Below are 9,656 nucleotides of genomic sequence, written 5' to 3'. Positions count from 1 at the left end.
GCTAGTTGCAAAAAAACTTCGGCACCCCGCCGGACCTCGGTCACAGACCGTGCCATCGTGTCCGCGCTAAGGAGCTTGGCATGTACAGGTAACGATAGCGCATGACATAGATCGGAAACAGCATTGACATTAACCTGCAAAGCCACTTGCCCATCTACCGGGGCGCCGGGCCGGCCACAAGCGCCGCGTTCGGCGCATCAGCCTCAACGACGGCACATTTGCCTTTCTGTCATCAATTTGCATACCTGTTTTCAAATCCCCTCGGCGTAAAGCCATAGAGAGTTAGGGTTACACGTAAAAATGACGTCTCCGACGCCCTCCCACCATCCCGGGCTCCCGACTCGCCATGCGGATTTCCTGTCCGTGGCCGACGCGCTGGATTACGCCGCCCAGGGCCCTACGGGTTACAATTTCTATTCCGGCAAGGGTGTCCTCAGCGAGGCCTTGCCCTACGCCACGCTGCGGGAGCAGGCGATCGATCTGGCCCGCCGCCTGTTGGGCATAGGCCTGGAACCCGGCGACCGCGTCGGCCTGATCGCGGAAAGTGATGGTGATTTCGTCCGCGCCTTCTTCGCGTGCCAATACGCCCGGCTGGTACCGGCGCCCATGCCACTGCCCTCGGCGTTCGGCGGCAAGGATACCTACATCGCCCATATCCGGCGCATGCTGGAAAGCTGCGGTGCCATCGCCGCCTTCGGGCCGGCCATGCTCAACGACTGGCTGGCCCAGTCGGTGGAGGGCCTGGACCTCAAGATTTCCGGCACCTTGGCCCTGCTGGACGACGTGGCGCCGTACGCCGGCGACCTGCCGGCACAGTCCGCCGACAGCATCAGCTACCTGCAATTCTCATCGGGCAGCACACGCTTCCCCATGGGCGTCGCCGTGACGCAGCGCGCCTTCCTCAGCAATGCCGCCCACGTGGGCCGCACCGGCCTGGCCATCGACGACGGCGACCGCTGCATTTCCTGGCTACCCTTTTACCATGACATGGGCCTGGTCGGATTCCTGCTGATCCCCATGGCGTGCCAGGTGTCGGTGGACACGCTGCCCACCCGGGAATTCGCCCGCCGCCCCCTGATGTGGCTGGATCTCATCAGCCGCAACCGCGGCACCATCTCCTACAGCCCATCCTTCGGGTATGAGTTGTGCGCCCGCCGGGCGGAGACGTTGTCGACCGAGGGGATCGACCTTTCCAGCTGGCGCAGCGCCGGCATCGGCGGCGACATGATTCGTCCGCATGTGCTGGCCAACTTCGCGTCGCGCTTCGCCGCCAACGGCTTCGACGCCCGCGCCTTCGTGCCCAGCTACGGCATGGCCGAGGCGACGCTAGCCCTGAACTTCACGCCCAAGGGCCAGGGCGTGCGCCACGACGTGGTCGACAGCATCCTGCTGGAGAGGGAACACCGCGCTGTGCCGGCCGCGCCCGGCGCCGAACGCAGCCGCACTTTCGTGCTCTGCGGCCACATCCTGCCCGACCACACCATCGAGGTGCGCGACGGCGCCGGCCAGCCGCAGCCGCCGCGCCACGTCGGGCGTATCTTCGTCCGCGGTCCCAGCCTGATGAGCGGCTATTTCGACGCACCGGAGGAAACCGCCCGGGTCCTGGACGAGGACGGCTGGCTGGATACCGGCGACCTGGGCTACCTGCTGGATGACCAGATCGTCCTGACCGGGCGGGCCAAGGACCTGATCATCGTCAACGGCCGCAATCTGTGGCCGCAGGATCTGGAGTGGACGGCGGAGGCGGAAATCACCGCCCTGCGCAGCGGCGACGTCGCGGTCTTCTCCGTCGACAGCGGTGACGAGGAAGAGGTAGTGGCGCTGGTGCAGTGCCGCAGCCAGGACCAGGCCGCACGGGACGCCTTGGCCGGCGAAATCAGCCAGGTCTTCCGCAGCCGCTATGGTGTGCTGGTCCGCGTTGTCCTGGTGCCGCCGCACAGCCTGCCGCAGACCACGTCGGGCAAGCTCAGCCGCAGCCGGGCGAAGGCTCTGTATCAGGCGGGCGACATGCCCATCCTGGGCGTCTCCGCGCCGGTGGAGCCCGTCCCGGCATGAACGGGCGGCCCATCGTCGCTGTCACGGGCGCGACGGGCTTTCTCGGGCTGCATCTGGTCGCCACCCTGGCGCGGTCGGGCGCACGGTTGCGGATATTGGCCCGCCGGCCGCCGGACCACCCGTTCTGGGCTGGCCTGACCTTCGAGACCGTCCGGGGCGGGCTGGAGGACCCCGATGCTTTGGCGCGGCTGGCCGAGGGGGCGCAGGTGCTGATCCACGCCGCCGGCCTGATCAAAGCGCCGGACCGGAACGCCTTCATGGCAACCAACCGGGACGGCACCGCCCGGATGGCATCGACATTGCGCCGCCTGGCGCCCCAGGCCCACCTCATCGTCGTCTCCTCCCTGGCTGCGCGTGAGCCGCAGCTGTCGGACTACGCGGCCAGCAAGCGGGCGGGTGAGGAGGCGGCACACCAGGCTTATGCGGATGCGCCGGGGCAACTGGCCGTCCTGCGCCCGCCCATGATCTACGGTCCCTGGGACCGGGAGACGCTGACGATTTTCAGAACGGCGTCACGGCCGATCATCCCGCTGGTGAGCGACGGGCGCCTGGCAGCGGTCCACGTCAGCGACGCGGCCGGGGCCTTGAGCGCTATCGCGACCGGCACCGGGGCCCCCTGTGGCGGCACCTACGCCTTGGCCGACACCGAGCCGGCCGGGTATGCCATGGCCGAGATGATGCGGCAGGCCGCCCTGGCCGTGCGCGGCGACGCGCGGCCCCGATTCCTGCGGGTGCCCAGCCGCCTGCTGCTGGCGGCCGGACAGGCCTCATCCTGGTGGGGAAGGGTGCGCGGCGCCGCCCCCATATTCACCACGGGCAAGGCGCGGGAGATCCTGCACCCCGACTGGACGGTCACGCCCGACGAGTTGCTGCCCGCAGCGGTATACCAGCCCGCCGTAAGCCTGGCGCAAGGGTTCCGCGACACCGTCGGCTGGTACAGGTCTGCCGGCTGGCTGCCGTAAGCCGTTTCAGAGCGCCTTCTCATAGATGCGGTAGGTTTTGTAGGCCACGCCGCCCAGGCTTTCGTTGATGCGGCGCATGGGCATGTTGTTCTCCAGAATCCACGACAGCTCGATGTGCTGGAAGCCCATGGCCGCCGCGTCGGTGCGCACGGCGTCGATCAGCAGGAAGGGCAGCAGGCTGCCGATCATGCCCTGGGACGCGGCCTTGCGGATGCCCATCAGCGGCACGCGCGCGGTCTTGAGGCCGGCGACCTTCAGCCGCCACAGCAGCTTGGCCCAGCCCAGGGGCAGCAGCTTGCCGTTCAGGTCGCGGATGGCCTCGTTCAGGTTGGGCAGGCAGACGATGAAGCCGACCGCCTCGCCATCCTGCTCCACGAACCGCACCAGGCGCGGGTTCAACAAGGGCTTCAGCGACTTGGCCAGATAGTCGGTCTCCACCTCCGTCAGGGGGACGAAGCCCCAATTGTCCCGCCAAGCGTCGTTGAAGATGGAGGTGACGGCCTTGATCTCGTCATCGTAGCGCTTGAAGTCCATGCGCCGTACCGTGACGCCCTTGGGCAACGGCCGGTCGATCAGGCGGCGGGCGCCGGCGGGCAGATCCTTGGTGATGTCGTAAAGATAGGCGTAGACGTCCTTTTCCTTGCGCAGGCCCTGCTCTTCCAGGCGGGGGCCCAGGTAGGGCTTGTCGTGCCCCATGAGCAGCATGGGCGGCGTGCCGAAGCCGTCGACCAGCAGGCCGATCTCCTCATTGATGTTGAGGTTCAGCGGGCCCTGCATGCGCGTCATGTCGCGGGCCCGTAGCCAGTCGGCGGCCACGTCCAGCAGGGCCTTGATGATTGCCGGATCGTCCTCCGCGGCGATCAGGCCGAACTGCCCGGTCCCGTCCGGCCGCAACTCCAAGGCGTGATGGTCGATCTGGGCGCTGATCCGACCCACGTCCCGGCCGTCCTTCCGGGCCAGCCAGAACTGCACGTCGGCGTGGCCGAAGAAGGGGTTCTTGGCCGTCAGCGCCTCCTTACGCTCCAGATGCAGCGGCGCGATGTAGTGCGGATCGTCCTTGTGCAGCCTTTCGGGCAGGCGGATGAAACGGTCGAGAAGGGCGGGCCCCGTCACGGGGACAATGTCGATCGCGGTCACGAGGCCGCACCACCTGTTTCAGAAGTTGCGAACGCGGTTGGCGGACGATCACGCGGCGGCGAGCCGGTTACCTCCATCACCCAGGGATAACGGCGGGCCTCGTCAAGGTCATAGCCGAGGTTGAAGACCGTGGCGCTTTTCGGGCAGTCGCGGGCCGAGGCGAAATAGGTGCCGAACAGCCGGTCGGGCGTGAAGCTGACGATACCCAGGTTGGTGTCCTCATTATGGAAATGATGGATCAGGTGATCGCGCTTCAGCTTCTGGATGAAGCGGCTCTTGGGCTTGTAGTTCAGGTGCTGGATGCAGTGGATGAATTCATAGACGCAGGTGGTGGCCAGGCCAGTCGCCAAGGCGGCGCCAGCGGCCGGCCAGCCGCCGACGACATAGCCGACCGGCATGGACACCAGGGCGATAGTCGGCAGCGTGTTGGCGGGTGAGCCGAACAGGACCTCCAGCAGGTGAGGATCCTGGTGGTGGTCGAAATGGATGCGCTTCCACAGGCTGGCCGACCATTTCATCCGGTACAGCCAGCGGCCGTGCAGGATGTAGCGATGGATCAGGAACCAGGCCATGGGATAGACGAAGAAAACCGCCAGGACGGCCAGCGCCGGCCCCTGCCAATTCCGCGCCGTGACGATGGTGTAGGCTGCGGCGGCCACGGCCAGCAGGCCGTAGATCTGGATCGCCGGATAGGTGAGATACGCCCGCCAGAGATCCGCCAGGGTCATGCGGCCGAGATCGTAACTGCGCCCATGCCAAGCGCGACCCCAGGCGAGTTTCTGTGCCATTTCCTTAACCTCAAAGTCCCCAACGCCTTTTACCCATGGCGCCCGGCCTAGTTCTAGTGATGAATTTGCCGGGGGTAAATCCCCGCATCCATCGCAGCGGCGCCGCATATGCGCTATGGGCGGCATCACAGCCGGCCAGGTTGTGCGTCGCCGCCGGCTGAGCGGGAGGCTCGCCGGATTGGCTCGGCAATGACCTGGGTGCATGTTGGCGATGGAGGCGTGCTGCGGGGCGCATCAGCTGGGGCGGCGGTTGGCCGCGCAGGGGGCAGGAGGTCTGGCTGATGGCGCGCCTGCTGATGTGGAAGCACATGCTATGCCGACCGGCGTCCAAGCCGCGTGCCGATTACACCGGCACCTCTCAGTATATCAGTTCACTCCCGGAAGGATAAGAGTAACAGAAGCGCGCATGGTTGTAGGCGACGGCTCGCGCTTCGTCCGGCGACTCCATCTTGGACAATCCATAAACGCGGGTGGTATCGAGTAATCGATAGCGGGCGCCGTGTGGTGTTTCGTGCAGTGCCACCAGCGATTTTGAAACCAGGTTGGCTAGGATTCTCACCACCGAATGCCTGTCAGAATTATCCCTGTCAGAATTATCAAGGCAGGCGACGGCGATCGCGGCATCCAGGGTGAAGTAACCCACGAAAATGGAAATTCGACGGAGCACGGCCCGTTCCGGTTCATTCAGTAGTTCGTAACTCCAGTCGAGGGCGGCGCTCAAGGTCTGGAGCCGGAGCGGCGCCGTCCGCCGGCCTTCCCACAGCAGGCGAAAATGCCCATTCAGAAGGGCCGCCGTTTGCCTGATGCCATAGGCAGGAACACGACCCGCCGCCAGTTCCAGGGCTAGGGGGATGCCATCGAGCTTGCGACATATTTCGCCGACCAACGGCGTGTCTTCGTCCGACAGCTGAAAGCCCAGTTGATTGGCCTGGACACGATCAATGAAAAACTCCACCGCCGAGTAGCATAATGCGGCTTCACTTGATGAAGGGAGGGTCGGGGGCGGGCACGCCAGCGGAAATAGCCGGAAGACATGTTCCCCTTCCGCCCTCAACGATTCCCGGCTTGTCGCCAAGATGCTCAGTTCGGGAAGGCAGCTGAATAGCTTTTCCGCGAGGTCGGCAACGAAATCTATGACGTGTTCACAGCTATCAAGAATTAACAACATTCTGCGATCGCGGAAAATCGCGAGAAGGTGTTCCAACCGATAATCAACCGGCAAGGAATGTCCGGCGGCCGCAGCAATGGCGGCAGGGACCAAAGCGTCGCCGTTGAGGGCGCCGAGTTCGACAAATGCGACACCGTCAGGAAAATATTCCAGAAGGTCGTGGCCCAATTTGACCGCCAGCGTCGTTTTCCCGATGCCGGGCGGCCCGACCAGCGTCAGGAAGCGGCGAGCCAGCAGTTCGCTGCCGGCGTCCACGACCGTTGCGTCGATGCCGATGACGCGGCGCGTTCTAAGCGGGAGCTGGGGCACCTGTACGGCTGTTGCGCCCAGGGGGGCATTGGGAGACGGTGTCGCCGTGGCCGTGAAACAATAGCCGCGCCCCGCCACAGTCGTAAGGTACCTGCCATCCTGGGCGCTGTCGCCGAGTGCTTTGCGCAGCGCGACGATATGGAACCGCAGGTTCCCTTCTTCGACGATCACGCCCGGCCAAACGACACGGGTGAGTTCGGCCTTGCTGACCACTTGGCCGCAGCGTGCGGCCAACGCAAAAAGAACGTCGAGTGCCCGCCCACCCAGCGGAACGAGCTTGCCATCCCGCTCCAGGCGCCTCTCGGCGCGCGACAGGCGGAAAGGGCCGAAATGCAAGTCGTCACTGGTGCCCTGATCTTCAGGGCTGGCAACTGCAAGTGGAGATGCGAACGCCATCATATTGTCCTCTTGCAGCTTGAGGTAGCATTCGCGGAAATAAAGCTGACACATAGCATGCGCTACATGGGCCTTGTGGATCGGGCATCCGGAATTTGAATGGGGTGTCAATCAGATGGGCAAGCCTATCAGCTTGGTTTATCAGAAAGATTGAAGCTTATTGGCCGCTTGGTCTCAAATTGCGGTGGGCGCGGCCGTTAGCTCAAGGCGCACGTGGACGCGGCAACGAAGGCGGCCGCGATAAAACTGGCTATGTCTTCCCGCTCGTGGACTGGCTGGTAAAACGGGATACCTCGAAGTGCATATCCATTAGGGCGGTCGGCGTCCCAGTAGAACGCGGTTGCAGACTTCTCCGGAAAAAGCAAAAGTCGTCGAAGAAACGCAGATTGGCGTACCGCGGCGTTGGATCCTGTGCATTCCCAAACGCCTGTTTGGAAGCGCAGCAGTAAGATTAATTTTAAATCCGCTCGCTAAACTTCAACTGATTCCGCCCTGCCATGCGGGCAGGTTCGCGGTAAGGACCCCGTTAATGTCGGCTAAACAATATCAGCAGGCGGTCAATTTCGAGCAGGCGCGACAGCAGCTCAGCGATCGCCCCTTGCGTGCCACCAGCGCCGGCCGGTTATGGGAAGGTATTTCTTTGGATGAGTATGCCGACTATTATATGGATGGCAGCCAGTTCATGCCGCCACGCGACCATCATATTGTTACCGTCTCGCTCGGCCGCTCGTCAGACGTTCTGCAAGAACGGCTCGGTAAGACCTTTGAAAGTCCAAGCCTCTTCGGCGAAGCCACGATGATGCCCGCCGGATATGAAACCCGTTTCCGTGGCCTGTTACCTCGGCATATCAGAATTGGCCTGATGCCGGAGCAGTTGATAGAAGCAGCTGATGCCTGCAGGCGTATCGGGACAGCATCCAAGCCTCGCTTCCTCAGCAATTTTCGGGTGCGGGATCCGTGGCTCGTTCACATGGGCGAAATGCTGTCGCTGGAGTTGGGGCGGGCTCCGCATCCAGCACAAGACCTCCTGATTGAGTCGCTGTCCGTGGCGCTGTCAGTCCACCTGGTTCGCGGCTACAGCGCCGACGTACATGAAAGCGCCCCGCCTGCAGCGATGCTATCCTCGGCCGCCATGAGACGCGCCTTCGCCTATGTCGAAGATCGGGGGATGGAGAAGATTTCTCTCGCTGAACTCGCGGAAGCGGCAGGTGTGAACCGGTTCCATCTGGTCAAGATCTTTAAAAAAGAAGTGGGCATGTCCCCAATGAGATACTTGGAACGGTTGAGAATCGAGCGGGCGAAGGAGCTGATCCGCGCCGCTGAGCTGCCGCTTGCGGATATCGCCTACGCGGTGGGCTTTTCCGACCAGAGCCATTTCACGCGCCGCTTCCGCCATCATGTCGGCTGCACGCCGGCGGCGTATGCGCGGGAGAATGGGCGACGTTTTCTGCCGGTCAACTCCAACTAACTGATTTTATTGTGATGGAAACGACCGTAATGCGCCGCGTCAGCGCCCTCTGCATTCCGTTCATGGCATTGAGCCAGTCGCGAAGGCTAGTGCCGCGGCCGCGGTGAAAACGTTGGCATGGGCATCTTCCTTGTCCGACTGGGCACGGGCAAGGGACGTTTCCGATGTGACCAGTTCGGTGTAAGTCCCAACACCATGACGATAAGCTTCCAGGGCGGAATCATAGGCCGTCTGGGCCGCCTTGGTGAGGACCACGGCGGCCTGGTATTCGGCGAAGCTGGTCGTCAGCGCGTCATAGGCATCGATCACCTGTTTGGACGCGGCGTCGCGGGTTCGGTCGAGTTCCCAATGGGCGGTGGCCAATTCGGAATTGGCTTGCGCCACCTTGGCGTCCCGCACGCCGCCGTCATAAAGCGGCAGACTGATCCGCAGCAGAATGGAGGAACCGGGAAGATTGACGTTGCTGTAGGGACGGCCCTGCGAACTCAGCTGGCCGATGTTTTCATAGACCTTGGTATCGATCCCCACGGTCGGATAGTAGGTGGCCTTCGCTGACCGAATGCGCCCCTCGGCAGCCCGAACCTTTCCCAAGGCGGCCAGCATGTCGGGACGGGCATTCAATGCCTCATGGATCATCTGCTCGACATCCCCCGAGGGCAGCGCCGGCAACGGCAGCTCTGAACTGTCGGTGGTCTGCAGCGGCTCTGACGGCGGCAGGCCCAGGCTGACCATCAGTGCCGTGTAGGCGGCGCGCTCCGCGCCACGCGCACGTTCGAGATTGAACCGTGTCTGGGCCGTTTCCCGTTCCGCCTGATGCAAGGCCACCACGGTGGCCAGGCCGTTGCTCTGCTTCCCTTGGGTCGCTTCCTGCACCACCAGCGCGTTATCCAAAGCCTTCTGCGCCACTTTGAGCCGGCCACGGGTGGCGCCGAGGGCGAAATAGTCGCGGCTCACTTCATAGATCAGCCGCTGGTGGACGCCGTTGAAGGCGACATTGGAAACGAACGAATTGGCTTTGGCCTCGTCAACGGCGCCGGCACGCTGGCCGAAATCGAACAACAGCCATTTGGCGGTCAGCGCCGGAACCAGCTCTCGGCTGTTGCTGGTGAAATACCCTTTCGGGATCAAAGACGTGGGGGCCGGCAGCGGTGTGTGCTGGAAGCCGCCGATCGCCTCCGCCGAAATCTGCGGCAGGTAGGCGGCTTCGGCAAGGCCAACCCCCAACGCCGCTTGGCGGGCCCTTTCCCAGGCGATACGCGTATCGGGATTGTTCCGCTGGGAAAGATCGATCAGGGCCGGCAGGTCGTAGCGCCGGGAGGGGTCGACTATCACCGGTGACAGAACGACATCCGCAGCCTCATGGCGCACGGTTG

Annotated in this window: 7 protein-coding genes; 3 read left to right on the top strand and 4 right to left on the bottom strand. The window is 63.7% G+C overall.

Features of this window, described 5'->3' with window-relative positions; all coding sequences use genetic code 11:
* The first annotated feature begins 300 nt into the window (after window positions 1–300).
* Together P5F91_RS03300 and P5F91_RS03295 are read left to right on the top strand one after the other, a co-directional pair.
* The gene (locus P5F91_RS03300; protein ID WP_145612467.1) at window positions 301–2,055 is read left to right on the top strand and encodes a fatty acyl-AMP ligase; all 1,755 of its coding nucleotides are present in this window, start codon (window positions 301–303) and stop codon (window positions 2,053–2,055) included.
* Window positions 2,052–3,017, top strand: coding sequence for an NAD-dependent epimerase/dehydratase family protein (locus P5F91_RS03295; RefSeq protein WP_145612468.1), 966 nt, complete (start codon window positions 2,052–2,054; stop codon window positions 3,015–3,017). The genes P5F91_RS03300 and P5F91_RS03295 overlap by 4 nt, the downstream gene beginning before the upstream one ends.
* A gap of 6 nt (window positions 3,018–3,023) precedes the next feature.
* On the opposite strand, the gene P5F91_RS03290 is transcribed toward P5F91_RS03295, so the two are convergent.
* The 3 genes from P5F91_RS03290 to P5F91_RS03280 form a co-directional block, all read right to left on the bottom strand.
* Window positions 3,024–4,154, bottom strand: a complete 1,131-nt coding sequence (locus P5F91_RS03290; protein WP_145612469.1) for a GNAT family N-acetyltransferase — start codon at window positions 4,152–4,154, stop codon at window positions 3,024–3,026.
* The gene (locus tag P5F91_RS03285) at window positions 4,151–4,942 is read right to left on the bottom strand and encodes a sterol desaturase family protein (RefSeq protein WP_246134513.1); all 792 of its coding nucleotides are present in this window, start codon (window positions 4,940–4,942) and stop codon (window positions 4,151–4,153) included. The genes P5F91_RS03290 and P5F91_RS03285 overlap by 4 nt, the downstream gene beginning before the upstream one ends.
* A gap of 358 nt (window positions 4,943–5,300) precedes the next feature.
* On the bottom strand, window positions 5,301–6,818 hold the full coding sequence (locus P5F91_RS03280) for an ATP-binding protein (protein ID WP_277906485.1): 1,518 nt from the start codon (window positions 6,816–6,818) through the stop codon (window positions 5,301–5,303).
* 337 nt (window positions 6,819–7,155) lie between these two features.
* On the opposite strand from P5F91_RS03280, the gene P5F91_RS03275 reads away from it, so the two are divergent.
* The gene (locus P5F91_RS03275; protein ID WP_277906484.1) at window positions 7,156–8,283 is read left to right on the top strand and encodes a helix-turn-helix transcriptional regulator; all 1,128 of its coding nucleotides are present in this window, start codon (window positions 7,156–7,158) and stop codon (window positions 8,281–8,283) included.
* 60 nt (window positions 8,284–8,343) lie between these two features.
* Here P5F91_RS03275 and P5F91_RS03270 read toward each other — a convergent pair whose 3' ends face one another.
* Entirely contained in the window at window positions 8,344–9,651 is a 1,308-nt protein-coding gene (locus tag P5F91_RS03270) for a TolC family protein (RefSeq protein WP_277906483.1), read from the bottom strand.
* Window positions 9,652–9,656: the final 5 nt, after the last annotated feature.

The sequence above is a fragment of the Nitrospirillum amazonense genome, from assembly GCF_029594735.1.
Classification (GTDB): domain Bacteria; phylum Pseudomonadota; class Alphaproteobacteria; order Azospirillales; family Azospirillaceae; genus Nitrospirillum; species Nitrospirillum amazonense.
The sequence above is the reverse complement of the archived record's forward strand: the minus strand, read 5'-3'. Positions and strand labels throughout refer to the sequence as shown.